General features: G+C 71.0%; 22 protein-coding genes and 1 tRNA gene. 13 read left to right on the top strand and 10 right to left on the bottom strand.

What is annotated here, in order from left to right:
- Positions 1-100: 100 nt before the first annotated feature.
- The 8 genes from AC230_RS26470 to AC230_RS26435 are packed head-to-tail and all read right to left on the bottom strand — an operon-like array spanning position 101 to position 9,228.
- Entirely contained in the window at positions 101-1,291 is a 1,191-nt protein-coding gene (locus AC230_RS26470) for a 3-deoxy-7-phosphoheptulonate synthase (protein WP_049718790.1), read from the bottom strand.
- 45 nt (positions 1,292-1,336) lie between these two features.
- A complete protein-coding gene (locus AC230_RS26465; protein WP_078871572.1) occupies positions 1,337-2,875 on the bottom strand; it encodes an aromatic amino acid ammonia-lyase in 1,539 nt (512 codons plus the stop codon).
- A gap of 33 nt (positions 2,876-2,908) precedes the next feature.
- Positions 2,909-4,321, bottom strand: a complete 1,413-nt coding sequence (locus tag AC230_RS26460; RefSeq protein ID WP_049718789.1) for an amidase family protein — start codon at positions 4,319-4,321, stop codon at positions 2,909-2,911.
- An 11-nt stretch (positions 4,322-4,332) separates the two neighbouring features.
- Positions 4,333-5,361 carry a class I adenylate-forming enzyme family protein gene (locus tag AC230_RS26455; RefSeq protein ID WP_049718788.1) on the bottom strand — a complete coding sequence of 343 codons (1,029 nt, stop codon included), beginning with the start codon at positions 5,359-5,361 and terminating at the stop codon, positions 4,333-4,335.
- Complete coding sequence (locus AC230_RS26450; RefSeq protein WP_049718787.1) at positions 5,358-5,660, bottom strand: acyl carrier protein; 303 nt, start codon at positions 5,658-5,660, stop codon at positions 5,358-5,360. The genes AC230_RS26455 and AC230_RS26450 overlap by 4 nt, the downstream gene beginning before the upstream one ends.
- 34 nt (positions 5,661-5,694) lie before the next feature.
- Positions 5,695-6,108 carry a hypothetical protein gene (locus AC230_RS26445; RefSeq protein ID WP_049718786.1) on the bottom strand — a complete coding sequence of 138 codons (414 nt, stop codon included), beginning with the start codon at positions 6,106-6,108 and terminating at the stop codon, positions 5,695-5,697.
- A 58-nt stretch (positions 6,109-6,166) separates the two neighbouring features.
- Positions 6,167-7,918: a prenyltransferase/squalene oxidase repeat-containing protein gene (locus AC230_RS26440; protein WP_049718785.1), complete on the bottom strand. Its 1,752-nt coding sequence runs from the start codon at positions 7,916-7,918 to the stop codon at positions 6,167-6,169.
- The gene (locus AC230_RS26435) at positions 7,918-9,228 is read right to left on the bottom strand and encodes a phenylacetate--CoA ligase family protein (RefSeq protein WP_049718784.1); all 1,311 of its coding nucleotides are present in this window, start codon (positions 9,226-9,228) and stop codon (positions 7,918-7,920) included. Before AC230_RS26435 ends, AC230_RS26440 begins: the two co-directional genes overlap by 1 nt.
- A gap of 295 nt (positions 9,229-9,523) precedes the next feature.
- On the opposite strand from AC230_RS26435, the gene asnB reads away from it, so the two are divergent.
- The 8 genes from asnB to AC230_RS26395 all read left to right on the top strand — a co-directional run bounded on the left by asnB (position 9,524) and on the right by AC230_RS26395 (position 18,603).
- On the top strand, positions 9,524-11,359 hold the full coding sequence (gene asnB, locus AC230_RS26430) for an asparagine synthase (glutamine-hydrolyzing) (RefSeq protein WP_049718783.1): 1,836 nt from the start codon (positions 9,524-9,526) through the stop codon (positions 11,357-11,359).
- A gap of 40 nt (positions 11,360-11,399) precedes the next feature.
- Positions 11,400-11,930: a MarR family winged helix-turn-helix transcriptional regulator gene (locus tag AC230_RS26425; RefSeq protein WP_157868666.1), complete on the top strand. Its 531-nt coding sequence runs from the start codon at positions 11,400-11,402 to the stop codon at positions 11,928-11,930.
- A 494-nt stretch (positions 11,931-12,424) separates the two neighbouring features.
- Complete coding sequence (locus tag AC230_RS26420) at positions 12,425-13,642, top strand: IS110 family RNA-guided transposase (RefSeq protein WP_049718781.1); 1,218 nt, start codon at positions 12,425-12,427, stop codon at positions 13,640-13,642.
- Positions 13,643-14,139: 497 nt separating this feature from the next.
- Entirely contained in the window at positions 14,140-14,622 is a 483-nt protein-coding gene (locus AC230_RS26415; RefSeq protein WP_049718780.1) for a hypothetical protein, read from the top strand.
- Between the two features lie 236 nt (positions 14,623-14,858).
- Positions 14,859-15,584 carry a hypothetical protein gene (locus AC230_RS26410; protein WP_049718779.1) on the top strand — a complete coding sequence of 242 codons (726 nt, stop codon included), beginning with the start codon at positions 14,859-14,861 and terminating at the stop codon, positions 15,582-15,584.
- Positions 15,585-15,992: 408 nt separating this feature from the next.
- A complete protein-coding gene (locus AC230_RS26405) occupies positions 15,993-16,934 on the top strand; it encodes a site-specific integrase (protein WP_198535613.1) in 942 nt (313 codons plus the stop codon).
- 2 nt (positions 16,935-16,936) lie between these two features.
- Positions 16,937-18,376 (top strand): hypothetical protein, encoded by a 1,440-nt coding sequence (locus tag AC230_RS26400; protein WP_049718777.1) that lies wholly within the window; start codon positions 16,937-16,939, stop codon positions 18,374-18,376.
- A gap of 154 nt (positions 18,377-18,530) precedes the next feature.
- Positions 18,531-18,603: transfer RNA gene (locus AC230_RS26395), tRNA-Arg, on the top strand.
- A 45-nt stretch (positions 18,604-18,648) separates the two neighbouring features.
- Here AC230_RS26395 and AC230_RS26390 read toward each other — a convergent pair.
- Positions 18,649-20,322, bottom strand: coding sequence for a site-specific integrase (locus tag AC230_RS26390; RefSeq protein ID WP_049718776.1), 1,674 nt, complete (start codon positions 20,320-20,322; stop codon positions 18,649-18,651).
- On the bottom strand, positions 20,319-20,996 hold the full coding sequence (locus AC230_RS26385; RefSeq protein ID WP_049718775.1) for a helix-turn-helix domain-containing protein: 678 nt from the start codon (positions 20,994-20,996) through the stop codon (positions 20,319-20,321). Before AC230_RS26385 ends, AC230_RS26390 begins: the two co-directional genes overlap by 4 nt.
- Positions 20,997-21,127: 131 nt before the next feature.
- On the opposite strand from AC230_RS26385, the gene AC230_RS26380 reads away from it, so the two are divergent.
- From AC230_RS26380 to AC230_RS26360, 5 genes are all read left to right on the top strand, one after another.
- On the top strand, positions 21,128-21,322 hold the full coding sequence (locus AC230_RS26380) for a hypothetical protein (RefSeq protein ID WP_049718931.1): 195 nt from the start codon (positions 21,128-21,130) through the stop codon (positions 21,320-21,322).
- A 230-nt stretch (positions 21,323-21,552) separates the two neighbouring features.
- A complete protein-coding gene (locus tag AC230_RS26375; RefSeq protein ID WP_049718774.1) occupies positions 21,553-22,839 on the top strand; it encodes a DUF3631 domain-containing protein in 1,287 nt (428 codons plus the stop codon).
- A gap of 421 nt (positions 22,840-23,260) precedes the next feature.
- Positions 23,261-24,118, top strand: coding sequence for a DUF2637 domain-containing protein (locus tag AC230_RS26370; RefSeq protein WP_049718773.1), 858 nt, complete (start codon positions 23,261-23,263; stop codon positions 24,116-24,118).
- Positions 24,119-24,463: 345 nt separating this feature from the next.
- Positions 24,464-25,027 (top strand): MobC family plasmid mobilization relaxosome protein, encoded by a 564-nt coding sequence (locus tag AC230_RS26365; RefSeq protein ID WP_049718772.1) that lies wholly within the window; start codon positions 24,464-24,466, stop codon positions 25,025-25,027.
- Positions 25,024-26,733, top strand: coding sequence for a relaxase/mobilization nuclease domain-containing protein (locus AC230_RS26360; protein ID WP_049718771.1), 1,710 nt, complete (start codon positions 25,024-25,026; stop codon positions 26,731-26,733). Before AC230_RS26365 ends, AC230_RS26360 begins: the two co-directional genes overlap by 4 nt.
- Positions 26,734-26,785: the final 52 nt, after the last annotated feature.

The following is a 26,785-nucleotide window of genomic DNA, read 5'->3' as shown; positions in this document are numbered from 1 at the left end:
TCTGGTGAGTCGTTGGAGGTGCCGGGGGTGCGGGCCGGCGGCGGTCCACGGGCCGGGGGGCCCGCCCCGCTCACAGCAGACCGGCTCACAGCGGCCCCACTCACAGCAGGCCGGCCGTGAACTCGACGACCTCCTGGGCCTGTTCCGGGTTCAGCCGGGGGTCGACGGCCGACTCGTAGCAGGGGAGCGGAACGGACAGGGCCAGGTCGCCGGGGGTGGCGACGCACTCGGTCACGGGCCGGTGGGCGGTCTCCAGCATCAGCCCGGCCGGGGGCAGCCCGTGGCCGCGCAGTGCCGCGACGAACGCCTCGATCTCGGCCAGGATGTCGGCCACCGCCCGGCTCTTCTGTCCAGCGCCGTTGGCCTTGGTGTTGCCGTGCATGGGATCGCAGATCCAGACGGCGTCGGCGGCCGCGTCCCCCAGGGCACCGAGGAGCGCGGGAAGCTTCCGACCGGCCTGCGCGGCGCCCATGCGCACGATGAACGACAGCCGTCCCGGCCTGCGGCGGGGGTTGAGCAGACGAACGAGGGCCGTCAGCTCGTCGGCGGTCGCCCCTGGGCCGACCTTCACACCCACCGGATTGTCGATGCCGGACGCGAACTGCACGTGCTGGTGGTCGGGTTGCCGCGTGCGTTCGCCGATCCACAGAAAGTGGCCGGACGACCCGTACACCCCCGGGCCGTCGGGCAGCGGCCGCACGAGGGCGTCCTCGAACTCCAGCAGCAGCGCCTCGTGGCCGACATATGTACGCCGGGGGTCCGCGTGGCCGAGCAGCCCCAGATCGCGTTCGAACAGCGTGCTCAGCGTGGTCTGGGCATGGTGGTAGGCGCGCAGGAGCCTGCTGGGATCCGCACGGCGCGCCTCGGGGGTCGGATCGGGTGCGTTGACGGCGTCCCCGCGGTAGACGGGCAGGACCGTGCCGTCGTCCAGGGTCTCCATGGCGCTGGAGCGGGGTTTGGCATACTGGCCGGCGATGCGGCCCATCCTGACCACGGGGAGCCCGCTGATCCCGGCGAAATCGTCGGCCAGGGCGTGCAGTTGTCCGGCCTTGGCGAGGACTTCGACGGGAGTGGCGTCGTGGAAGCGTTCCGCACATTCGCCGAGCTGCAGGACGAACGCCTCACCCTGCGCGGCACGGGCCAGCTCGCCGGTGAGGTCGGCACAGACGGAAGCGTCCACCAGTTGCGGGCTGGTAGCCAGCACGTGCAGGACGCGCTTGAGTTCGTCGAGCGAGGACCACTCGGGTTGCTGCTGGGCGCGGGCCACCATGAGCAGGCGCGTGGGGAGCATGGTTCCTCCATGGGCCGGAAGTCCGGGTCGGGGAAGAGACATGGGTCATGTCGTGGCCGGTACGGGCGTGCCGTGCGGCGCGGACCGGAGAGGGGCGCCCGGCTCCGGCTCCAGGAAGTACGAGCGCGCCGCCTCCGCGGCGGCGGCCACCTCGTCGGCGAGCGGCCGGTCCCGGTCCAGGGGCGGGAACCGGTGGAGCAGGCGCGGCCAGAGCCCCGTGCCGGCCGGGCCCCGGGTCAGACGGGTCAGCTGGTTGACGGCCAGGAGCAGCGACCCGAGGATCCACCAGGCCCGGTCCGTCATGCCGGCGACGGCGTTGGCGTTGTTCAGCGCCATCGGGACGTGGTCCTGGTTATGGAGGTTGGTCGGGACGGCCGTGAAGGACGCCGGGTGGCCGAGCTGGCGGAGACGGGCGAGGTGGGACGTCGCGGCGATCTGGACCCCGGCGAAACCGCTGCCAGCTCCGGGCCGGGGCGTGAGCAGGGGAGGCAGGCCGCCGTTGGCTGCGGGGTCCAGAACGAGAGCGAGCTGCCGTTCGAGCAGATAGGCGACCTGCTGGAGGCAGGAGGCGTGCGACTCGGAGGCGAGGGCGACGGGCGCCGCGTGGAAGTTGCCGCCGTGCAGCAACCGGTCGTCGACGAACACTGGGTTGTCCGTGCACCCTTCGGCCTCGTTGAGGAGGACGTGGCCCTGGTGGTCCAGCTGGTCGAGCACGGCACCCAGCACCTGAGGCGCGCAGCGCAGGGAGTACCGCTCCTGCAACGTCCGGTCCGGGCCCGGTTCCAGGCGCCCGGACGTCTCCTCCCGGATCCAGGCGGCGACCGTCCGCTGGCCCGGCTGGTTGCGGACGCGACTGAGCGCGTCCTCGTACGGTTCGCCGGAGCAGCCGAGCAGCGCCACGGTCCGGCCGGTGACCGCGGCGGCGGCGCGGGTGAGCGCCAGCGCCTCGCGGTGGGTGTGGAGGGCGCGGGCGAGACAGGCGCTGCTCCCGTTGACGAACGCCAGCGCGGAGCGGGCCTCCCACCGTACGGGGGCCCGGCCGAGGTCACGCAGGACGTCCCGGGCGGGCCTGCGGGTCCAGGCACCGGCCTCGTGCCACCACGCCTCCTGGCCGTCGCCGGCGGCCGCGAGCGCGGCGTGCGCGAGGGGGACGAGGTCGCCGCTCGCGCTGAGGCTGCCCTCCTGCGGGACCACGGGAGTGAAGCCCGCGTTCCACTGGTCGGCGAGGGACCGCCACACCGCCGGGTCCACGGCCGAGTGGCCCAGGGTCATGCCACGCAGCCTGAGCCACACCGCGGTCCGGCTGACGTCCGGCGGGAGGGGCTCGCCCTGCCCCACTGCCAGATGACGGACGAGCCCGAGCCCCTGCGCTTCCGGGTCGGCGTCGGCGCGGTGGCCAACCAGGGGGCCGAAGCCATGGGTGACCCCGTATACCGGCCGTCCGGTCTCCAGGGCGGCCAGCGACCGGCGGGCCGCGGCCATGCGACGGCGCTCGGGGCCGGTCGGCTCCAGCCGTGCGTCGCGGTCGCTGCGGCGGAGCAGGGCGCGGATGCGGTCGTGGGACTGCTGACCGTGGGCGGGCATGAGAGGCCTTTCGGTAAGCGCTTCGGCAGGGGTTCAGCTGGGGAGGAAGCCCAGGTCGCCGACCTGGTCGGCGAGATCTCCCGCGAGCTCGACCAGCGTCGCCTCGGTGCCGGGCCGACCGACGAGCTGGACGCTCAGCGGAGCGCCGCGTCCGTCGCGGGCGACGGGCAGGGTGAGGGCGGGAAGCCCGGCGACGCTGGCGATCGGCGTGTAGGCGACGCGCTGTTCATAGTCGTCGTCCTCAGGCGTGGGGATGGTCGACCCGCGGGCGATGACGGTGGCGACGTCCGGCGGCGGGCAGGGGTCCAGCGGCAACAGCCAGGCATCGACGCCGGCCGCGTCGAAGGCGCTCCCCACCGTGCGGCGGCAGCCTTCGAGCTCCGAGAGGATCCACGCGTAGCGGTCGTCACCGACCCTGGCGCCGACTTCCAGGGAGGCGAGGGTGGTGTCGTCGAGCCGGGGTGCCGTCCACTGCTGCCACAGCCGGTAGGCGTCCCACGCCTGGCGCGCGCACAGCTCCCACGCGGGTCCGCGCAGCGCCCAGAGGGCGTCGATGCGTACGTCCGTCGCACCGTGCCCGGCCGCCTCGAAATGGGCGCGGGCGATCTCCACCGCGCCGCGCATCTCGGCACCGGCGGTGCCGTACGGGCCGAAGGCGTCGGTCACCACCCCGATCCTGCGGGTGCCGGGAACGGGCGCGTGCTGGGTGCCGAGACGGTCGAGTCCGAGGCGCGGCCACAGATAGGCGAGGTCCGCGACCGTGCGGGTCACCCAGCCGAGCGCGTCCATGGGGGGTGACAGGGGGAACACCCCATCCAGGAGCGCGGAGTCGTGCGTCATGCGCAGACCCACGGTGCCGCACTGCCCGGCCGGCCAGCGGACGGAGCCGAGGACGTCCGTGCCCAGTGCGATGTCGCAGATGTTGGCGGCCACCGCCACGGCGGCCCCGGTGCTGGAGCCCCCCGGGTCGATGTGCGGAGCGTAGGGGTTGACGCAGCCGGAGCCGACGCCGAGGTTGAGCTCGGTGGACACCACCTTGGCGGTGGTCTCGGCGAGTTCGCCCGGCAAGCCGGCGACGACCGGGGCCGAGGCGCGGGGGTGGTGGCGGTGGTGGCGCAGCCCGAGGCGGGTGGCGAAGCCGGCGACGTCGACGGTGTCCTTGACGCCGACACGGACGGGTGCCGCCGCGTCCCCGAGGGGGCGGCGCTGGACGGTCGCCCGGTATCGCGCGTCGGCGTGGTCGCTCCACTCCTGCTCCTCCGTCCGCCAGGTGTCCGCCTCCAGGTCACCAGACCGCCGCAGAGCGACGCGCTCGGGGAGGGGGATCCGGAGGAGTTCGGGCAGTTCGCGGGCGGCGCTCGCCGAAGGCCAGGCCGCCTGTGCGGCATAGGCCGCGAGGGCATCGGCCGGGGCGGGAACGGCCGACGCATCGGGGATGGTAGACATATGCACTCTCCTCAGGGGCAGTTGGGGTCGTGGTCCGGCCGCGCGCATCCGCTCCGTACGGCGGAGCGGGCGCCCGCGACGTCCCCGAGCCGGACTTTTCCTGTGGCGCTCCTGGGGATCGCCCGTACCCGGTGCACCGCCCTGGGCGCGGGCAGCCCCCGGGGGAGCCCGGCGAGCCGGGTGCGCAGGTCCGCCGGGGCCGGGCCAGCGCCGGTACTCGCGTAATAGAGCTCGTAGTGCTCCCCGCGGAAGGGGTCGGCCACGGCCACGCAGGCCACGTCGAGCCCGGGGGCGCGGCCGCGGACGAGCTCCTCGACGTCGGCCAGGTCGCACCGGCGGCCATTCACCTTGATCAGCCGCGATGCCCGGCCCACGTGCTCGAAGGACCGCTCCCCCGTCCGGACGACGAGGTCGGACAGCTCCCAGGCGTCCGGTGACGCGGTCATGTCCCGGCGACGGGCCAGCCGGGGGCTGCTCACCCGCAGCCGGTGCTCCGTGCCCACCGGCGCGTCCGGCCACCGCACATCCCGCAACAGGCGCCACGGCAGGGGGTGTTCGTGGTCGGCGGCGATCCGGCGGTGGGCGACCGCCCCGGTCTCCGTCGACCCCAGCAGTTCTACGGCCGTGCAGGCCGTGTCCCGGAGGCGCGCGACGACACGGCGGGCGGCCGGGGTGGCCGGGCCGGTGGAGTGCAGGGCGATCACCTGGCCGTGGCGCGCGAGTTCGGCGGTGGAGCGGGCGAGCAGCTGCCAGGTCGACGGCAGACAGACGATGAGGGTGCGCGCCCCCGTGGGCAGCCGGAGCGGGGCGTAGGGATCCCGCCACCGGTGCTCGACCGGAATGGCCGCCAGGCGCGGCAGCACCTCGGCGTACAGCCGTCCGTAGAGGTGCTCGGTGGGGGCGTACGACACCACGTGGTCTACACGGCCGAGGAGGGTTTCGCCCACCAGTCGCACCTCGTCCCGCAGTTGTTCCTCGGTGCGGAGCCATTCGACCGCCGGCCCCGTGGTTCCGGAGGTGGCGAAGACGGTCTCGCTCAACGCCCCTCCATGAGGGCCGCCGAGTCCTCCAGCCGGTCATGGGTGAAGCTCGCCATCAGGTCGACGGTGGAGAACCAGTGACGGACGTCGTCGGCGACGAAGTCCACCTCGATGCCGAACTCCTCCTCCACGGCGGAGATGCACTCCATGGCCGTCAGGCTGTCGTAGCGCTCGCCGAGGGCCTGCTGAAGATCGGCGTCGGAGGGCACGGCCTCGAAGGCGTCGCCGAGCCGGGCTGCGAGAACGGCGCGCACCCGGGTGCGCAGGTCGTCGATGGCCGGTACGGGGGTGGTGCTCATGAGGGATGCCTTTCTCACGGGGTCGGCTCGGGGCTCACGGGGCCGGCTCGGGACGGGGAGGGCGGTCGGCGCGATGGAGGCGCCGCCCGCCGCCGAGGTGGACATCGGCCGGGGAGGTCGGCCGGAACTCCAGGTAGAAGAAGGGAGTTCCGTCCCCGGCGCCCAGCGCCTCGGCGATGCACCGGGCGAGGCCCGCGCGGAACTCCTCGTCGCGGTTGGGTCCGACGCAGCAGGTGACCGAGGCGTGGTGGATGCCCGTGCCGTCGTGCGGCAGCGCTTCCAGGGGCAGGCCGCCGGAGAAGACGGTCGCCTCCTCGGGGGTCTCGAAGCGGACGACCACATGGCCGGGCTCGACACCGCTGTCGCTGAGCCAGCGGGTGAGGCGCAGGGCCACCGCACGACGGCGGGGAATGGGCAGCGGGGGGCTGCTGATGGTGATAGTGGGCATGGTGAGGCTTCGAGCTCCGAGAATTCGAGGAAGAGCCTTGGAAGGGCCAGGGCGGGCTTCAGGAAAGGGCCAGGGCGGGAAGGGCGGCCTTCGGTTCGTCCAGCCGACGGGCGAGCAGGGTGCCGAGGCAGTCAGCGAGCGGGCCTCCACTGCCGGGCGCGAGCGGCGACCAGGCGGTCCCGCCCTCCGGAGTCCCCACTCGGGCGAGGAAGGCCGCCGTGTGCCCGGTGTCGACCGGTAGTCCCGCCCTGTCGGCGGCCAGGACCGCTTCGTAGGACGACAGCAGGTCGGGGACGCGGTTGCCCTCGTTGGCGAAGCCGCCGCCGCGCACGCGGTGCCGGGCCAGCAGCGAAGCGGTCGCCCCGGAGGTGTCGCGGCCGAGCAGGCGCAGCGCCCGGTGGGCCTGGAGACCCGCGCGGAGGGTCGCGGTCGCGCCGGGCACGTTGCCGTGGGCGAGCCCGTTCTCGTCCGGCCGCCGGCAGGAATCGAGGAACGCCGTCGCGGCCCCGGCGTCGACCACCTCGCCGACCGTGGCCCCGAGGAGCGTGACGATCTCCAGGGCCGCCGCCGTGGAGACCATGTCGGATCCCCGGCCCTCCCAGTACCCGAAGCCGCCGTCGGGGTTCTGGAGCGAGGCCAGCCAGCGGACGATCCGGGCGCGGGCGGACGCGTCGCCGGTGAAAGCACCCGCCGCCAGGGCCCACAGGGTGCAGCGGACCTCGCTGCCCCGCCCGGGCATGTACATCACCCCGCCCTCGTTGGGCAGTTGGCAGCCTTCCAGCCAGCGGACCAGGCCTGGATCGGCCTGTCCGGGCACGGCCTTCAGTACGGCGGCGGAGGTGCTCAACGCGTCGGCGGCCGCCCGCGGTTCGCGATAGGTGAACCCGCCCTGCGGGCAGCCGAACGCGGCGATGCGTGCCGCGACCGCGTCGGCGACGGGCGCCAGGGGGGCACCCAGCGCGCGAAGGGTGCCGACCGCGCAGAAGGAGGCCCAGACGTCCTCGACGTCGTACCCCTCCCAGCGGACGAACGCCCCCGATGGGCCGCGCAACCGCATCGTCCATGCCCGGCAGGCCTCGGCGTCGCGCGGGGCATGGCCGAGCGCCTCGAGCGCGCCCACCGCGCGGTACGTCGCCCACATACAGGGGACCTCGGCGGCGGGCGAGAAACGGAAGCCGCCCTCGGCGCCCTGGCGGTCACGCAGCCAGGCGACGAGCGCCGGGACGTTCCAGGGCGGGGTCGCGGCTGCGCCGGCCCTGACCGCGGCACGCCAGGCCATCACACCGTAATAGCAGGCCCGGACATCGGCGTTGCCGCGCCGGGCGTCCTCGGGCGTCCAGCCGAGACCGCCGTCGGGACCCTGCAGCGCGGCCAGCCAGCGCACCAGTCGCCCGCCGTCGTGCAACGGCGTGCCGCACAGTTCGACGGCGGTGCGGACGGAGAAGTGGGTGGCCCACACATCGGGCCCCTGGCCCGGGAGCATGGCGTAGGCGTCACCGGACCAGGTGCGCCGCAGCCACCCGGCGGTGGCCTCGAGGCCGGTCACGGGCCGGCCCATGTCCCGCAGAGCCTGGGTGCAGTAGAAGGTAGCCCAGGCGTCGGAGAGCATGCCCCGGCTCCACGCGTACCCGCCGTCGGCGTTCCGGCGTCCTGCCAGGTAGGCCGCGGTGAGGTCGGGCTCCGCCAGGTCGTCGGTGCGGTCGAGCCAGGCCAGGGTGCGTACGGCCGCGTAGGTGCACCACAGGTCGGGCTCGCCGGTGACCGCGCCGAGGCCCTCGGGGGACCTGGGGGCTGTGGTCACTGCGGTCATCAGGAGACCTCCACCAGACGGACGTTGGAACGCTTCCAGCTCTTCTGCGAAGCACCACTCTTGGTGTTGGCGGGGAGGGTGTTGACGAAGAGGACCTTGTCCCACTCCAGGCCGAGCAGGTCGCGGGACGTCTGCTGCACCCGCAGACCGACCTCGTCCTCGCTGCCGCGGCTCCAGCCGACGCCGCGTTCCAGCAGGAGCCGTGCGTAACTGCCGGACTTGTCCATCTCCATGAGGTAGCCGGTGGCCTCTGTCGAGCCGTAGACGACTTCTTCGACGGCACGGACGGACAGGGAGACGCCTCGCACCTTCAGCCCGTCGGCGGCGCGGCCGTGCACGGTGACGACCGGTGTCGCGCTGCCGCAGGAACAGCCTTCGCGCACCGACACCTCGTCGCCGGTGTCGAGGCGGAGCAGCGGCCGGGCATGGGCGTTGAGGGGGGTGACGACGAGCCGGCCCCGCTCGGCCTCGCACAGCGTCACGGTCTCGCCGCCGGTGTCGAGTTCGAAATAGGTCGCGGCGGGGAGCAGATGCTGGCGACCCTCGGGGCAGGTGGCGGCGAGCGTCCCGGTCTCGGTGCTGCCGTAACTGGCGTCGTAGGCGACGGCCTCCCACCACTGGCCGAGGCGGCGCCGGAACGGTTCGGTATTGACCTCGCCGAGGAGCATCAGCCGCTCGACGGAGCCACGCATGTCGTCAAGCCTGCCGCGCTGTGCGAGGAGCCGGGTGAATTGGAGGGCAACACCCGGGGCCAGAAACACCGTTGTAGGGCGGAAGGTGCTCCACATCGACTCCAGGCGGTCCCATCCGGAGATACCGGTGGCAAAGGGATACGCGCGAATATGGGCAAGACCGAGATATTCGCAGACGCCCGCGACCAGGTCGGCCACCGGGACGATGTCCGACGGGAGCAGGATGGCCACACGTTCGTCCGGACCGAACAGCGGACGCCATGCCTCGGCGACGGACACGGTGTTCCAGACAATGTCCTCCACAAGCCGTGGAGTCGGTGTCGGCACACCAGTGGTGCCCGTGGTCTCGTAGTATTTCGCGGCGTCTCCGGGTCGCACCGTCGCATATCGCAACGGCTGCGCCTTGAGATGCTCGCGCGGTGTTATGGGAAGCCGTCGAAAACGTTCCATGGAGAAGGCGCCGATACCCCTGTAGGCGGGACTCGCACAGGCGCGCTGCCAGACTTCCGAGAGCTTGTTCTCGTAGAACTCACCGGTGGGGACCCGCCGGTGGTTCTCCTTCATCTCTCTCTCGGCCCGACGGAGTGCCGCGACGCTCTTCTCGGTGTGCAGGGTCATAAGACCTCGCTCATGACGGTGGTCCGCCCGTGGCCCGCCACATGAAACCGATGAGGCAGGAGGGCGGGGGTGTCCCGACCAGGGAACTATAGCGCTTAAGCGTATAGATTCAACCCACACTTTGTTCGGGCCAGTTCACGCCACGTGGCCTATAACTCTCCTCTCTTGCCAGCCATTTGAGGTACCATCCACCGAGTCGCACGGCGCACCCAGGGGCCGGACGAAACGCCCACATACGCACTGTGCAGACCTAGTTCACCTAACCCGGTTCGAATTACCTGTCGGAGCTTTGCGTATGTGCGGAATCGCAGGATGGGCCGACCTCGGACGCGACCTCACCCAGGAGGCCGACGGCGCGGAGGCGATGGTACGGACGATGGCCTGCCGCGGCCCTGACGCCTCGGGAATGAACGTCGGCACACATGCCGTTCTGGGACACCGGCGCCTGTCCATCATCGACCTCGAGGGCGGACGGCAGCCGATGAGCGAGCCGCTCGGCGGCGGCTCGGAAGTGGTGTTGAGCTACAGCGGCGAGGTGTACAACTTCCCGGAACTCAGGGAGCAGTTGCGTTCCCACGGGCACACCTTCCGCACGCGGTCCGACACCGAGGTGGTGCTGCGCGCCTACCTTCAGTGGGGCCCGGATTTCGTGGAGCGGCTGAACGGCATGTTCGGCTTCGCGCTCTGGGACGGAAGGGCGGAGCGGCTGCTGCTCGTGCGCGACCGGCTCGGCATCAAGCCCGTCTATGTCGCGAGGCTCGGCGGCGGGGTGCTCTTCGGGTCCGAGCCCAAGGCGATCCTGGCCCACCCCGAGTTCTCGGCGGCCGTCGACCCGACCGGCCTCGCGGACATGCTGGGACTGATCAAATCCCCCGGAATGACCCCCTTCCGGGGAATGGAAGAGGTGCCGCCGGGACACGTGGTCACATACGACCGGAACGGACTGCGTTCGCGACGCTACTGGCAGCTCACCCGGCAGCCCCACGGCGACGACCTCGACACCGCGGCGCGCACCGTACGGGAGCTGCTGGAGGACACCGTGCGCCGGCAGCTGGTCGCCGATGTCCCGCTGTGCTCCCTGCTCTCCGGCGGCCTGGACTCCAGCGTGCTCACGGCCCTCGCGTCCGCCGCCGAGGCCCGCTCCGGCGGCGAACCCGTCCGGTCCTTCGCCGTGGACTTCGTCGGCGCGGACACCGACTTCCGCGCGAGCGAGTTCCGTCCCGAGCGGGACAGCCCGTACGCCCTCGAAGTGGCCCGGCACCTGGGCACCGAGCACCGCGTCATCGAGCTCGCGGCGCACGAGCTCATGGACGACGATGCACGCCGGTCCGTGCTGCGCGCCCATGACCTCCCGCTCACCTTTGGCGACGTGGACACCTCATTGCACCTGCTCTTCCGGGGCATCCGACAGCACTCGACGGTGGCGCTGTCCGGCGAGTCGGCCGACGAGGTGTTCGGCGGCTACCTGTGGTTCCACGATCCGGCCGCCATCGCCGCCGACCGGTTTCCCTGGCTCAGCCGCATGCAGCTGATCACCCCCGACCTCCTCGCACCCGGCTTCCGCGCGGCCACCCGCTTCGACGAGCACCGGGCCGACAGCTACCGGCAGGCGATCGACGGTGTGGAGCACCTGCCGGAGGACGACGCCCACGAGCGCCGGATGCGGGAGATCTCCCACCTCAACCTCACGCGCTGGCTCCCCGTCCTGCTCGACCGCAAGGACAGGCTGAGCATGGCGGCGGGCCTGGAGGTGCGGGTCCCCTTCTGTGACCACCGGCTGGTGGAGTACGTCTACAACACCCCGTGGCACATCAAGGCCCCGGGCGGAGAGCCCAAGGGGCTGCTCAAGCAGGCCGCCGCCGACCTGCTCCCGCGGTCGGTGCTCGACCGCAGGAAGAGCCCGTACCCCACCACGGCCGACCTGCTGTACGAGAAGGACCTGCGCACCCGCGTCCGGTCACTGCTGGAGCGGCGGTCGTCCCCCGCCTTCGACGTGGTGGACGCCACGGGCCTGTCCCGGCTCCTGCGGCAGCCCGAGGGCTACTTCAACACCCAGTTGAGGCGGAACAGCATGGAGACCGCGCTCTTCCTCGACGAATGGATGCGCGGCCACGGGGGCCTGTCGGCCTGACTAAGGTGTGCCCAGGCGCACGGGAGAGAAGGGGCTGACCTTGAGGGACCATGTGGATGACATCCAGTCCGCCTGGGCAGCCGAACTGCCCGACTTGGACGTCTCGTCGATCGGCGTGATCGGCCGCGTGCTGGAGCTCGCCCGCCGGCTGGAACGCCATCGCGCACTGGTTCTCGCGGAACTCGGCACCGACTTCCCCACCCTCGACGTCATATCCGCGCTCCTCCGGTCCGGCCCCCCGTACCGCCTGTCGGCTGGCACGTTGCAACGCGCCAGCCTCGTGACGGCCGGCGCGATCAGCCAGCGCCTCGAACGCGTCAAGGCCGCCGGGCTGGTCCGGCGCGTCGTGGACCCCGTCGACAAGCGACGCACCGTCGTCGCCCTGACCCCGGCCGGCAAGAGGCTCGCCGACCGGGCCCTCAGGGAGCTCATGGAGCGGGAGGGCAGCCTCCTCGACGTCTACACCCCGGAGGAGCACCGGCAACTGACCGCGCTGATGCGCCGCTGGACCGTCTGGTTCGACAGGACGGCGGGCCCGGCCAACGTCCACCCGCCCCGCGCCGCAAAGTAAGGCGCACCCCCTTCTCCGCCGCCCCGTTATGTTTTTCGCGGTCCTGCAAGAGGGCCGCTGGCCTCCGGGCCCGGCATGACTGTTGCCCCCTGTCGAAGTCGATGACCTGGGGGTGGTGTCACCGGGCCCGGGAGGTGCCGTCGGAGACGCTGATAAGAGGTCCGACTACCGCCTGGTGACTGTGACGGCATTCAGCGGCTCCACGGTGACGGCTTCCCGTGGTCCCACTTCGTGAAGATCGATAACGGCTTGGGCTGGCCCCACCCAGGAGTTGCTCCAGCTCGGGGCACTGACGGCGTGGGCCCACGGCAGGCCGTCCCTTCACAAGTCGGGGCCAGTGGAAGCCGTCACCGTGGAGCCGCTGAACGCCGTCGCAGCCAGCCTGGCCTGGTGCAACGCCAGGCCGTTCGTGGGCGGCAGGTCTGCATAACGTGGATGCGCGCGTACGACACCGACGCCGAGGCCGGCACCGGCAACGTTCCTGGAAGGGCGCGATGTTCGACACCGAAGACGTGGGCGTGTTCCTCGGCCTGGACGTCGGCAAGACCGCTCACCACGGCCATGGGCTGACCCCGGCCGGCAAGAAGGTCTTCGACAAGCCTCTGCCCAACAGCGAGCCGAAACTGCGGGCCACCTTCGACAAGCTCGCGGCAAAGTTCGGCACCGTCCTGGTGATCGTGGACCAGCCCGCCTCCATCGGCGCCCTCCCGCTGACCGTCGCCCGCGACGCCGGCTGCAAGGTCGCCTACCTGCCCGGACTGGCCATGCGCCGCATCGCGGACCTCTACCCCGGCGAGGCGAAGACCGACGCCAAGGACGCCGCGGTCATCGCGGACGCCGCCCGCACCATGCCCCACACCCTGCGCTCCCTCGAACTCACCGACGAGATCACCGCCGAACTCACCGTCCTCGTCGGCTTCGACCAGGACCTCGCCGCCGAAGCCACCCGCACCAGCAACCGGCTCCGCGGCCTGCTCACCCAGTTCCACCCCAGCCTGGAGCGCGTCCTCGGCCCACGTCTCGACCATCAGGCCGTCACCTGGCTCCTGGAGCGTTACGGCTCTCCCGCAGCCCTGCGCAAGGCCGGACGCCGCCGACTGGTGGAGGTGATCCGCCCCAAGGCCCCGCGCATGGCCGCACGGCTCATCGACGACGTCTTCACCGCCCTGGACGAGCAGACCGTCGTCGTCCCGGGCACCGGCACCCTCGACATCGTGATCCCCACCCTGGCCGCCTCCCTGGCCGCCGTCCACACTCAACGCCGGGCCCTGGAAACCCAGATCAACACCCTGCTGGAGGCCCACCCTCTTTCCCCGGTCCTGACGTCGATGCCCGGCGTCGGCGTCAGGACCGCCGCCGTCCTGCTGGTCACCGTCGGCGACGGCACCGGCTTCCCCACCGCCGCCCACCTCGCCTCCTACGCCGGCCTCGCCCCCACCACCAAACAGTCCGGGACCTCGGTCCACGGCGAACACGCACCACGAGGAGGAAACCGGCAGCTCAAACGCGCCATGTTCCTCTCCGCCTTCGCCTGCATGAACGCCGACCCGGCCTCCCGCACCTACTACGACAAGCAGCGCGCCCGCGGCAAGACCCACACCCAGGCCCTCCTCCGCCTCGCCCGCCAGCGCATCAGCGTCCTGTTCGCCATGCTCCGCGACGGCACCTTCTACGAATCCCGCACGCCCGCGGACGTCGAGCTCGCCGCATGACCCCAGCAGGCCCGAACCACCCCAAACCCGACAGGGATGCCTTGACGAAGGACATAGAGGCACCCCCTTCTCCCCTCGGTCCAGCCGCTCCAGCAGGCCCCGCCTCGCCTCGTCGACGGTCAGGCGAAACAGCCTGATCACCTGCGCGCCAAGGGCGACAACGATGTCGCTCGCGTGATCTAACCCCGACAAGATCAGCTGCTCCGCGCATTACTGTCGTCTTCGGTCGAAAGAATCGGGGCGGACTGCGTGACGAGTCGGGCACCGCGGCCAGAGTACCGGCGGTCCACGCTTGCACAACCCGCTGCGCCGGCAAAGAGACGGCCTCGGGCGAGCTTGCAACCCGGCAGTGTCCACCGTGCGGGCCACGCACCTCGAACGGGGGAACTTTGATCACCTTCTCTTGTGACTGACCTGCGATTTTCCCTGCGGAGCAGGCTGACTGCGGATGCGTGGTCGCATACTCTTCGGCACGCGTCGACGAGGGGAGGTGCGCGGTGCTGCACCGGGAGTATGTGGCAGGACTGATCGGGCAGTTGCAGCAGTTGCTGGAGGAGGACAACAACCGGCTGTGCCGCGCGCAGGCCGAGCTGGAGGCCGCGAAGCGTAACGCTGCCGGAGCCAGGCTGCGGACCGAAGCCAGCCTCAGCGCCCTGCGCGTACTCGAGCAGCGCCTGGAAGCCCTCACGCCTTCACCGGCCGACAAGGCCGACGGGAAGGACGAAGAGAGCCGGGCGCCACGAGACGAAAAGGGCCCGACAACGGTGGAAGCGATCCTCGGTTTCCTGGCGGCGCGGGAGAAGGCCGCCACTCACGAAATCGTCGCGCACGTACAGAGCGTCAGGAAGCATGCGGACCACAGCACGGTCAGCCCCGAACTGACACGGTTGAAAAGGCAGGGCCGCATCGTGCATGTCGAGCCCGGCTGGTGGCAGATCTCCGATGTCGAAAGGAGTGCCCGGGCCGCCCCGGAACCATAAGAAAACGCGAAGGCCGCCGTGGCTTGGACCCCGTCGGCGGCCTCGCTGAGGTATGCCCGCGAATGGGCTCACCACCGGCAGTGTAGGCACAGATCCGCACCGCCCGGTGAGCCCTCCGTTCTCAACGCGCCTGTACGGGCGCGGGATTGGTTCACCATGCGACTGTGTGATTCCCTCCCACGGGTTAATCGCGCCCGGCCCTTGCCGTACCGCATCTGCCCGACCGGGGGCCAGCGATGAGCGGTATCTGGCCGCAGGAGCGGGTCCTGCCGACCGACCGGCTCCAGGTGAAACAACAGATCCAGGTTCTGTGCGCACTCGCCGATCTGACGGGCGAAGAGGCGCGGCCGGTGAGGAACGCCGATCTCGCCCGGCACATGGGCCGCTATGCCGACTCGGTCACGGGCACTTTGGGCTACCTGGTCGGCACGGGCCTGGCCGAGGGCGGCCTCGGCCAGTACCGGGCGACGCCCGCCGGACGGGAGTTCGCCACGTTGTGGGACACGGACTCCGCGCGGGCCCGGCTGGTGCTGAACCGTCTCTACCAGGACCACTGGGCGGCCCGGGAGGCCGTGCGGATCCTGGCGGACGGCCCCCTGCCACAGGAGGAGGTGGCCCGGCTTCTGCAACAGGGGCTACGGGGCAAGAAGCGCCGCGGGATCTACCTCGTCGAGTGGCTCGCCATCGCGCTGGTCGTCCACCGCGATGAGCGCCTGCATGTCAGCCTCCCCCCGGCCGACGACGCCTCCGCGGCGGACAGCGCCCAGGACGCCAGCGCGCCCGGCGGCGACGCCAGAGGTGGAGGCCGGCAGGAAGAGGCCAAAGGGGGCGGGGAGGCGCTGGTCATGGGGCTGACTATGGACCAGCTCCGGGAGCTACCCGACGAGCAGTTCGCCAGGCTCCTCAACGGCCTCGCCCAGAGCATCGAGGCCCTCAACACCGTTCCTGCCACACCCGTTTGAGACCACGCCCCGCCAAGGGGGCGCCGGACCGGCCCGAAGAAGGCCGGCCCGGCGCCCGTGGGGTGGCGGCTGGTGCCCGCGCCCGGCCTGTAGAACCTGCGCGCGAGGGGTTCGACTCCCCTGCCATCCACGTGACCATCCCACCACAGCCACGACTACACCCGTCGGCCCTGTACCTCCCCGTCCGTCAACCCGGCAGCCCGACCCGCATTCACCCCCTGGAGATCACCACGAGCTGACACCCCGGTCCCACCCGCCCCGCACCATCGCGATCACTGGTTCGGCCGCCTGCGGTGGCCGAACGCCCCCACCCCACTCACGGTGTATGTATGCACCGTTTTTGTGTGGGCAGGCCTTCGCCTGTCCGGCATGTGCCGGCCCCACCGCAGTACCGTCCGGCGGCGGGCCGTGGCTGAGGTTGCCGTGGACGCCGCGGTCGGCGAGGTCCTGACTGCCTGGGCGACCATGGCCAGGCGGGGTGAGATGTCCCGGCAGAGCCTGGAGAAGTTCGCCCTGCTCCTGGCCCGCTTCCAGCGCTATGCCACGGCCCGCGAGACGGTCCTGCTCACCGAGGTGACCGAGCAACTGGCCTCGGCGTTCATCGATGCCCCCGGCCGCACCCGCCACGGCGCCACCGGCGAGGCGGCGCCGGCCACCCGGCACCTGCGCCGCAGCGTGCTGCGGATGTTCTTCCGCACCGCCCGCGAACTGGGACTGTGCGGCCACGACCCCACCTGGGCACTGACCCTGCCGGTCCGTACGCGCGGACAGGCGCGGCCGCTCACTGAGGACGAGGCCATCGCCCTGCGGCACGCCGCCGAGTTCACCGACCGGCCGACGAGGCACGCCGCGGCTGCGGCCCTCGCCCTCTCCGGCGGCCACACCGGCGAGATCGGACACACCCGCCTCACCGACCTCGACATCCCCCGCGCCCGCGTGTGGATGCACGGCTCGTCCAAGAGCGCACCCCGCTGGTGTCCCCTGGGGCCCTGGGAACTGCGGGTCCTGGCCGCACGCGCCATGCACGTGCGTGCCCAAGCACCCCCGGGCACGCACCCGGCCGGTCTGAAACTCGCGGTGTCCTCCCGGACAGGGAGCGATGAGCAGCTGCAAGCACGCTCCTGCGTCGCGCTCGGCGACCTCCTGCGCCGCATCGGGCTGGCCGCCGACCCCACCGTCCGCCCCGCCTCCGTCACTGCCTACGCCGCCTGGAACCTCCACGCCCGCACCGGCCGCATCGAGGACGCAGCCCTCCTGCTCGGGCTCTCCTCCCTCGACCGCGCCGCCGCTGTCATCGGCCACCACTGGCGACCACCCACCGCACCCCACACGCGAGAAAAGGCGATCTGACCATGCCCGACGACCTCTTCGGCAACCCCCTGCCACCGGCCGAACGCCCCTGCCGCAAGCGCCGGGCCCGCGAAGCGGACCGGCGCACCTTCCCGCAGCGCATCACCGACTGCGCCCGCTTCAGCGATCTCTACACCCTCGCTCACGTCCTCAATGACGAGCGCCCCCGCAACCGAGGAGGGCGCAAGGCGCACTACCCGCCCTACGTCTACCTGCTCTTCCTCGCCGTCCGCGGCGTCCACGGCTCCGCCCGCGGCACCGCCGGCCACCTGCAGCACCCCGGCATCTGGACCGAGATCAAAAAGGGCATCGCAGAACACCTCGGCGCAGACGAAGCCGCCCGCCTTCCCGAGCTGGGCCCCAGCCGCAACCACTGGCAGCACGCCCAGCGCACGCTTCTCATCCCCCGCCTCGACGACCTCAATGCCGCCTACCGCGACCTCGCCCTCAAGCAGGCCCTCCGCCAAGGACTGCTCCCACCCGGCGCACCCCGCAGCTGGAGCCACCCGGAGCGCCATCAGCTCCTGGTCGGCGACGGCACCGTCGCCAAGGCTCCCACCCTCGCCACCACCCCCTACACCGTCGACGAAGCCACCGGCGAGATCCGCAGGCGCCGCGTCGACCCCGCCGCTTGGTCCCAGACCGAGGGCGGCGGCCGCCCCGTACGCGGCACCAAGTTCGTTGTCTTCTCCGCCCGCCACACCGGATACCTGCGTCGCGTCCTGATCTCCTACCGGCACGTGCCCCACCACCACCCCGGCGGTGAAGCGGCCGCCGCCATCGAAGCCGCCACCGAAATCCTCGACCACCCCGACGCCGCCGGGTGCCTGGGCCTCGTCTACGACGGCGCCTGCCGCGGCACCCACCGCGACACCCTCCACCGCCGCGGCCGACACCTGATCAACAAGCAGCACGACGGTCTGACTCCCGTCCCCCTGCACACCCTCGGCTACTCCCGCTGCCGCCACGAACTGTGGGCCGACGGCGGCCGCGTCACCGAACGCACCTACCGCGACGACGGCACCAGCACCCTCACTCCCCTGCCCATCGCCCGCCTCCAACGCCGCGGCGAACGCACCCACCGCTGGTACCACCAGATCACCGTTCCCTGCCGCTACGGCCCGCACCATCACCGCGAACCCGTCGGCATCACCACCACCCCCGGCGAACGCCCACCGGGACAAAGCGACGTGGAGCGCAAGTTCCACCGCGCCGAGCACCTCGTCCCCATCCCCCCGAACACCACGACCCACGACGAGATCTACTCCCACCGCGACGACGCCGAATCCGTCTTCGCCCAGTTCGACCGCCACCTCTGGAACGGCCGCCTCATCGCCTTCGGCGCCGAAGCCCAGAGCCTGGTCATGCTCGGCTTCCTCCTCGCCCAGAACGCCACCAGCGCCGCCCGACACCAAGAAGACCCCGCACCCCAGCAGCCCTGACCGGCACCTGGACCCACACCCACCAGCGCCGGTCTCCTACCATCCGCTAACCTGTCCTCGACCGCCCTGCACGCACCACGCGCGGCGGTCGAGGAGCGAGCTGATCCCCCACGAAGATCCACCAGGGTTTTCATCAAGGAATCCAGCAAGCCCCGCCTCCGTAGCTCAGGGGATAGAGCACCGCTCTCCTAAAGCGGGTGTCGGCAGTTCGAATCTGCCCGGGGGCACACTGCAGTGCGCGCTGACCTGGGGTTTCTCCCCAGGGAGGCGCTCTATTCGGCCTCGGACTCCTCGTCCGGGGCCGTTTGCGTGAGCGGTGCGTGAGCGGACGGGGAGTTGATCTCCCGGATATCTCCCAGAGGATCAGCACCATCCGGCACGGACTCGGGACCGTGATCCTCGGCACCGTCGCGCTCGGGCGCGGCTTCCGGAGCGATGTTCTCGGAGGCTGCGCGTGCACGCGGCACGAGCCGGGCTGCGGCCTCAGCGATCGCCCGATCCGCCTCGGGGAGCAGGCTCGTGTACGTGTCGGCCGTGATGGTGATCGAGGAGTGGCCGAGCATCTCCTGGATGTCCTTCAGATCGGCTCCGGCCGCGTGGGCCAGCGTGGCCGCGCCGTGGCGGAGGTCGTGGAGCCGGATCGGTGGGAGGCCGATCTCCTCGTAGAGCTCGATGAACCGCCGCGTGACGTTGGCGGGGTGGAGCAGTTCCCCGTTCTCACGGGTGAAGACGCGTCCGGTCTCGACCCAGGCGCTCCCCCACTGCTCGCGGTCCTTGTCCTGCTGGGCGCGGTGCCGCTTGAGGGCCCGCACCGTGTCGGAGTCCAGCGCGATGGTCCGCGCGCCGGCATCGGTCTTGGGGTCGTCCTCGTAGACCTCCCAGCCGTTCACCACGAGCTGCTTGGCGACGGTGATGAGTCCGGCGTCCAAGTCGGTATCGGTCCACTTCTGCCCGCACGCCTCACCGCGCCGCAGTCCGCGGAACGCGATCAGGTGGAAGAGCGCGTACAGCCGGTCGTCCGCGACGTGGTCGAGAAAGAGGCCGGTGTGCTCCGGGGTCCACACCATCACCGGTGACGGCTTTTCGCCCGTGCGCTTCCATTGAAGGATGCGCTCCTCGGACCACACGAGAGCCTTGGGCCGCTTGCCCGCTTCCAGCTCTACGTGGGCCGCCGGGTTGAAGGTGATGAGCTGCTGGGCGATCGCAGCGTTGAGCGCGGCACGCAGGGTGGAGCGGACACGCTGCCGCGTGGCCGGGCCCACGATGCGGCGGTAGGGCTCCATCTCCTCGATAGCCGCCTTCATCGCCTTGCGGCGGGCGCGGTTCTCGCGCCCCTTCCAAGGGATCTGGGCGAGATCCTCGAACGCCTTGCGACGCGCGGCGTTACCCTCGGCGATCTCGACGTTGGCCTCGGCGATGGCCTCGAACATCTCCGACAGATGGGTGACCCGGAGCCGGTCGAGCCGCAAATGCCCGATCCTCGGTTTCAGGTGCACCCGGATATTGCTCTCGTCGCGGCTGATGGCGCTCTGGCGCCCCTTCTTTCCGGCCAGCCACATGTCGAGCCACTCGCCGACCGTGAGACGGCTCGTCAGGTCGAGGCCGTGGCTCAAGCGCTTGCGTGTCGCCTCGATGTCAGGCAGTGGCGCCTTCTCGTCGGCCACCTTCTCCAGCAGCTCGGCGATTTGAGCCAGCCCCTCGACGTCGTAGGCGTCAGCGAGGCCGAGCAGCGCCCGAACATGGTCGAGGTCCGCTTGGGCGGCCTTCAGGGACTCGTAGCCGGCGCGGCTGAAAGAGCGCCGAGTGCCGTCCTCGCGAAGCGGGAGCTCCTGGCGTATGGAGTAGGAGCCGTGCTTGCGGCTGGAGAGCTTGGGGCACTTCTTGCCCAGCGGCTTGCCGGTCTTGGGATCGCGACAGTAGCAGCGGCGGTGGGTGGAACCCTTCAAAGATCGTTCTCCTCGGTGGTGCTGTCGACGGGAGGGTCGACGTCGGCGAGTTCGGGCGGGAGGGGCGGTGGCGTGCCGCCGTCCTCGCGGATGAAGGCGCGGGCGCTGCGGAGCCGGTACTTGGCCTGCACGGCCCTTTCGGCGTAATCGGCTTGGGCAAGGGCGGCTTCCTCGCGTTCGGCCTGGTTGGGTGCCGTCTCGGCTTTCCAGCGCTCGTGCTTCTCGGCCTTCAGGGCCGCCAGGGCCGCGCGCTGGTGGCTGACGTGGGCGCGGAAGGCGCGGAGCATGCTGTCCTCCACGCCAAAGCCTTCCTTGTCACCGGTGAACCAGCGCATGGCATCCCAGGTCGGCTCGGAGGCTCGAAAGGGAAGACGCTGGACCCTGTCCACATAGCCGACGGGGTAGAGCAGGCAGACCGGATAGGTGCGCAGGGCTTCGGCCAGGACGAGGACCTCGACCAGGGGCAGGGTGGCGCGCCGGCCGGACTCCATGTTGGCGATCACGTTGCGCGGGATCGGATAGCCGATCTCTTCGCAGGCATCGGCCAGGTCCTGGGCGCTCATGCGCAGCTCCTTCCTCCGGCGCCTCACTTCGGCGGCCACGGTGGCCATGACCTGGTCCACCCACTCCGGCACGTCGTCCTCGGTTCCATCATCACGCCAGGTCTGTGTCATACCGACACAGTAGCTCTGGCCACAGTGGATCTCACGCCTGGAGACGGACGTGATGGGCGCGTTCGCCGAGGGCTCAGTCATGGAGGGAGCGCCGCGTGCGCGACAACGAGATCACCGACCAGCCGAAGGGCATGACGCGGGAGGAGCTTCTGGCCCTGCCCGCCGCCGTTGACCTGGACACAGGCAACCGAGCACTGGGGCTGGGGCGGAGCAAGGGCTACGCGCTGGCCAAGCGCGGCGAGTACCCGTGCAAGGTCCTGCGCCTGGGCAAGGCGTACCGAGTCGTGACTGCCGACCTGCTGGACCTGCTCGGCCTGGCCGCATGACCGTGCGGGCGCATAGCGAACGGTTCTGCGCTGAGCTGACACAGAATTGCTGGACTGTGGCGGGGCGTGGACGTACTGTCCGTGGTCCCTCGCCGCGGCCAAACGCCCGCGAGAAGAGGAAGGGCCCCCGGCGGCGCAACGCCGGAGGCCCCGACAACTCCCCTGCACGCGTGAACGAACCCGGCGGCAAGGGCGCGCAAGCCCGCAACCGCCAGACGAGGAACTGCCCCGTGGAACATACGGGAACCGAGCCCTATTCCGCACACGACAAGCCTTCATGGCCGCCGGTAGCCATCCCTGGCCGGCCCGGCCATCACACCGGAGAAGCCCCTGCGTCCGCCAACAGTGGCGCGCCGGCCGCCGTTTCGGCGGATCAGCCCGCCGAGACGGCGGCACCTGATCCAGCGCCGACCGCCGGCTCGGCACTGCTCGACGAGCTGCGGGCTCATATCGCCAAGTTCGTGATCCTGCCCTCCCCGGAGGCTCTGAACGCGGTCACGCTGTGGGTGGCGGCGACACATCTGCAGCCCGCATGGCAGCACGCTCCGCGTCTGGCGGTGGTGGGGCCGGCGAAGCGGTGCGGTAAGTCGCGGCTGCTGGACGTGCTGACCGAGACGGTTCACGAGCCGATGCTCACGGTCAACACCACACCTGCGGCGGTCTTCCGGTCGATCACCGATGAGCCGCCCACCCTGCTGGTGGACGAGGCGGACACCATTTTCGGCACCCCGAAGATGGCGGAGAAGAACGAGGAGATGCGCGGCCTGCTCAACGCCGGCCATCAGCGCAACCGGTACGTCACCCGTGTCGTCGGCAACGACCACACACCGCACAAGTTCGCCACCTTCGCCATGGCTGCCCTGGCCGGGATCGGCGACCTACCCGACACGATCATGGATCGGGCCGTGGTGATCCGCATGCGACGCCGGGCCGAGGGTGAGAGCGTCAAACCGTTCCGGTCCCGCCGCGACACCCCAGCCCTCCACGACCTGCGCAAGCGCATCGCCGCATGGGCCAGGCCGCTCCTCGACGAGGCCGCCGACCTGGAACCGGCGATGCCGGTCGAGGACCGGGCCGCCGACACATGGGAACCCCTGGTGATAGTCGCCGACCTCGCCGCAGGGCCCTGGCCCCGCCTGGCCCGAGCGGCCTGCGCCCAGATGGTCGCGGCCGAAGCGGCGACCGAGGAGGACCATCCCAGCGGAGCGCGGATCCTGGCCGACATCCGCCGGGTCTTCGTCGCCCAGCGCGAGGTCGACAGCCTCTCCACCGAGGAACTCCTTCACCATCTGCGCCAAGACCTGGAGAGCCCTTGGGCGGAGTGGGGACGCAACGGCCTGAGCCCGCGCGACCTCGGTGCGATGCTGCGCGACTTCGACATCAGGCCCGGCAACGTACGTCTCGCCGATGGCACCCAGCGCAAGGGCTACACGCGCAACAAGTTCCTCGACGCGTGGCGGCGATACTGCCCGACCGTCCACCCGGTCGACGCCGGCACCACCCGCAGCGAGGACTGAGCTCCGCCCCGCCCCGGTTGCCGTTCTTGCCGTCCCTGCCGTAATCCCGCAGGTCAACGGCGCGTGAGCAAGACGGCAACCGGGGGCAAGACGGCAACACGATCAGGACTGTCGTCCTGACTGAAGGGACGTCGCCCACATCCGTCTTGTGCCGTCCTCAGCGTCTCTGCCGTATCCCCGCAGGTCACAGCCTCGCCAGCCGGGACGGGAGGAGCAGGTTGCGCCGTCCCGGGCAAAGAGCGGTCCCAGATCGGGACCCAGGCAACCACGAACAGCCGGAGCCCCGCGCAGCAGATTCGAAGACGCTGGCAGCGCCCGCCGGGACGGGAGGCCAAGGCCACTGCCGTACCCAGCCTGACCTGCGCTTTCAACGGCCAAGACGGCAAAGACGGACCACACCGCCATCGCAGGAGTATTCCGCTTGACCACCCTCTCCACATCCACCTCACAGCACCACCACCTGGCAGGCGGCCGGCCTTGTGTGGGACAGCAGGCAACGGCCAAGCACTCGGCCGAGCGGTACGCGTTCGTCGCGGCCGGACTCGTCATCGTGGCCCTCACCGCTGGCGGGTTCTGGCTGTCTTACGCACACCTGGCCGAGGTCGCGGCACAGCACGGGCTGGGCGCTTCGCCCATGCGTCGCTGGGCCTGGCCGGCGACACTGGACGCCTTCATCGTGGCCGGAGAGCTGCTCATGCTCCGTGCCGGCCTGCGTCAGGTCACTGACGGATGGGCCATCGCCCTTACGGCCACCGGATCCGTCGGGTCCATCGCGCTCAATGTGGCTGGGGTCAGCGGTACAGGGCCCGCCCGCACCGTGCCACTGCTCGATTACGTGGTCGCCGCAGTCCCCCCAACCGCCGCACTACTGGCCTTCGGCGTCCTGATGCGGCAGATCCACCAACTCGTCGAGCACCCGGTCGGCGTACCGGCTGGCAGGGAACCGGATGGCATCCCAGCGCGGAAAGCACCGGCCGCGACGCCCGAGCTGGCCGCAACCGCATCCGTCCAGCGGCCGGATCCCGACCCGCTGGAGTCACCGATGCAGGCTCCGGAGGACACGCCGCGCGGCGGCCGTCCAGCCGCCGCCACGGTCGATGAGCTTGCTGAAATCGGCCGGATCGCCGCAGCCGAGAAAGGGAAACTCACGCGTGCCGTCGTCCGAAAGGCCATAGACGACAAGGGGCTCGCGGTCAGCAGCAAACGGCTGACCGAGGTGATGGCCATCCTCCGGCCTGACTTCGAAGCCAACGCGGACACCGGTCCGGCCACTGCCTGACCCGACCACCGACCGGTGACCGGAACCCTTCCGGTCACCGGTCAACCGGTCGCTTGCCCGCCCACCGCGCTCTCGTCCACAGCTGTGGACGAGACGGCGTCACCCCCCTCGGCAGACCTTCCATCACAGCCTGCCTGCTTTGCCCGCCCCTCATTCTGGAGATCCACTCCCGTGTCACATGACCACCCCTACGCTGGAGATGCCCCCGACGAGACTCTGCCGCCGACGACGCCCCGTAAGCTGATGGGGCGTTTGCGCCGCGCCTTCGGACAGGCTGCTCCTGGCGGAGCCAGTAGTACCCCGAGTCCGACTCCAGGCCGGCCTTCGGGGATCTCCGCCCCAGGGGTGGCGGAGACGGCCCAGCGCCAGGGGGCGCCGGACCACGAGGGCGGGGCCGAAGGCAGCCCCGACCCGGACATGCTCCACGCCGTCCAGCAAGCCGTCCTTCGCCCCGTGCGCTCCTCCGCCGTGACCGCCGCCGGCGAGCCCACCATGAAGAGCGTCCAGCCCACCATCCGCCGCTTCACCGGCACCAAGCGCGACAAGCGCGTCGGCCCCCTGCAGTTCGTCACCGACGAGATGATCCTGCTCAAAGAGACCGCCGCCGAGCATGGCTACAAGGGCGAATCCGGCTTTGCCGCCGACGTCGTCCTCGCCTTCATCACCGGCCGGTTCACAGCCAATCTCCCGCTGTCCGAGGACCGCCGCCGCACCCACGTCTTCCGCGCCCAGGTCCTGCGCCAGCTCAACCGCATCGGCGTCAACGTCAACCAGATCGCCCGGGCTCTCAACAGTGACCTCACCCCACCCGACCTCCGCCGGCACCTTGATGAACTCCACCAGCTGCTCACCGTGATCGCCGAGGCCCTGCGGCAGCCCGCCGAACCGACGGAGGATCTGGCCGCGTGATCGCCGCCATAAAGCCGACCGGCTCCAACACCCGTGGCCTGCTCGCCTACCTCTACGGTCCCGGCCGGCACGACGAACACCTCGACCCGCACATCGTGGCCGGATTCGCCATGCTCGGCATGCCTGACCCCGGCCGCGACGAGAACGCCACTCTCACCGAGCTGGCCCGCTACCTCGACGAGCCCGTACGCCTTCGCAACAGTGAGTTCGGCAAGAAGATCAACGACCACATCTGGCACTGCCCCGTCCGCGCCGCACCCGAAGACCGGTACCTCTCCGACGCCGAATGGGGAGAGATCGCGCAGCGCATCGTCCAGGCCGCCGGTATCGCCCCCGCCGGTGACGACCTCGCCTGCCGCTGGATCGCCGTACGCCACGCCGACGACCACATCCACATCCTCGCCACCACCGTCCGCGAAGACGGCCGCCGCCCCAGACTCCACCACAGCGGTATCCGCGTCGGCGACGAGTGCCGACAGATCGAAAAGGACTACGGCCTGCGCCGCCTGAAGAAGGGCGACCGCACCGGTACCCGCCGCCCCACCCAGGCCGAGATGCACAAGGCCGAGCGCCTCGGCTGGGAACAGACCAGCCGCGAGTGGCTGCAGGACCGCATCCGCGCCGCGATCCCCCACGCCAAGGACGCCGAGGAACTCCTCGCCTACCTCGAAGCCGACGGCATCGAGGTCAAAGCCCGGCGCGGCCCGTCAGGTGACCTTCTCGGGTATGCCGTCGGCCGTCCCGGCGACCTCGACAAGGACGGCGAGCAGATCTTTCACCCCGGAGGGAAGATCGCGCCCGACCTCTCCCTGCCCAAGCTCAGGGCCCGACTCGCATCCGCCCGCCCCGAAGAGCATCCCACCGCCCGCCGCAACCACCCGGACACACCATGGCATCAGGCCACCGACGCGCTCGACGTCTTCCACTCCGACCTCACCGACGACACCCGCGCCCAGGCCCACATCACCGCCCTCGGCGAACTCCTTGAGGCCACCGCCCAGACAGCCCCCACCAGCCTGCACGCCGAGCTTCAGGCTGCCTCGAAGGCGTTCGTCCGAGCCCAGCGTTCCCGGATCCGGGCTGACGACCGAGCAGCCTGGGCCCTCCGCAACGCGGCACGTGACGTCGCCAACACCGCGACCGGACCGGACGGCAGCGCACTCGCCGTCCTTCTGGCAGCCCTCGTCTGGGCTGCGATCGTTGCCGAACGCTGGCATGAGGCAAAGAGCCACGCCCACCAAGCCGACGCCGCCCGTCAGGCCGCACAGCATCTCCAGGCTGCCGCCGACCGCGCACTGACTCCGCTGCTCGCTGACCTCCAAGCCCGCCCACCCAGAAAGGAGACCCGCCTCGTGCTCGCCAGCGACGTACGAGCAGCTGTCCCCGAGCACGCCGAGCGGATCCTCGCCGACCCCGGCTGGCCGGCCCTCGCCGCCGTCCTGGCCGACGCCGAGGCCAGCGGCCACAAGCCCCACCAGCTCCTCAAGGAAGCCGCCGCTCAGCGCGAACTGACCACCGCCCGCCAGCCAGCCCGCGTCCTGATCACCCGCATCCGGCACACCGCCCGCCATCCCGTACCCAACCGCCGCGCGGAGGCAGCCCGCCGGCGCTCGACCTTGATGACCTCGGCCTCCGCCCAGCAGGCCGTGTCCCAGCCCGCAGTGACGACGGTAAGACCCGCCGAGCAGCACCATCAGCGCCGATAGCTACGTTCTGACTTGGTTCTGGGCCCGGCCCTGTTGGGAAGCCATTTTGAGA

Source organism: Streptomyces caatingaensis, assembly GCF_001187435.1.
GTDB lineage: Bacteria > Actinomycetota > Actinomycetes > Streptomycetales > Streptomycetaceae > Streptomyces > Streptomyces caatingaensis.
Note: the sequence above shows the minus strand (reverse complement) of the source record. Positions and strands in the feature narration are given on the sequence as shown.

What these genes read in the sequence shown, in the direction of transcription:
- AC230_RS26470 (WP_049718790.1), bottom strand. Translation starts at nt 1,291, where the DNA reads ATGCTCCCCACGCGCCTGCTCATGGTGGCCCGCGCCCAGCAGCAACCC.
- AC230_RS26465 (WP_078871572.1), bottom strand. Translation starts at nt 2,875, where the DNA reads ATGCCCGCCCACGGTCAGCAGTCCCACGACCGCATCCGCGCCCTGCTC.
- AC230_RS26460 (WP_049718789.1), bottom strand. Translation starts at nt 4,321, where the DNA reads ATGTCTACCATCCCCGATGCGTCGGCCGTTCCCGCCCCGGCCGATGCC.
- AC230_RS26450 (WP_049718787.1), bottom strand. Translation starts at nt 5,660, where the DNA reads ATGAGCACCACCCCCGTACCGGCCATCGACGACCTGCGCACCCGGGTG.
- AC230_RS26445 (WP_049718786.1), bottom strand. Translation starts at nt 6,108, where the DNA reads ATGCCCACTATCACCATCAGCAGCCCCCCGCTGCCCATTCCCCGCCGT.
- AC230_RS26440 (WP_049718785.1), bottom strand. Translation starts at nt 7,918, where the DNA reads ATGACCGCAGTGACCACAGCCCCCAGGTCCCCCGAGGGCCTCGGCGCG.
- AC230_RS26435 (WP_049718784.1), bottom strand. Translation starts at nt 9,228, where the DNA reads ATGACCCTGCACACCGAGAAGAGCGTCGCGGCACTCCGTCGGGCCGAG.
- asnB (WP_049718783.1), top strand. Translation starts at nt 9,524, where the DNA reads ATGTGCGGAATCGCAGGATGGGCCGACCTCGGACGCGACCTCACCCAG.
- AC230_RS26420 (WP_049718781.1), top strand. Translation starts at nt 12,425, where the DNA reads ATGTTCGACACCGAAGACGTGGGCGTGTTCCTCGGCCTGGACGTCGGC.
- AC230_RS26410 (WP_049718779.1), top strand. Translation starts at nt 14,859, where the DNA reads ATGAGCGGTATCTGGCCGCAGGAGCGGGTCCTGCCGACCGACCGGCTC.
- AC230_RS26400 (WP_049718777.1), top strand. Translation starts at nt 16,937, where the DNA reads ATGCCCGACGACCTCTTCGGCAACCCCCTGCCACCGGCCGAACGCCCC.
- AC230_RS26385 (WP_049718775.1), bottom strand. Translation starts at nt 20,996, where the DNA reads ATGACACAGACCTGGCGTGATGATGGAACCGAGGACGACGTGCCGGAG.
- AC230_RS26380 (WP_049718931.1), top strand. Translation starts at nt 21,128, where the DNA reads ATGACGCGGGAGGAGCTTCTGGCCCTGCCCGCCGCCGTTGACCTGGAC.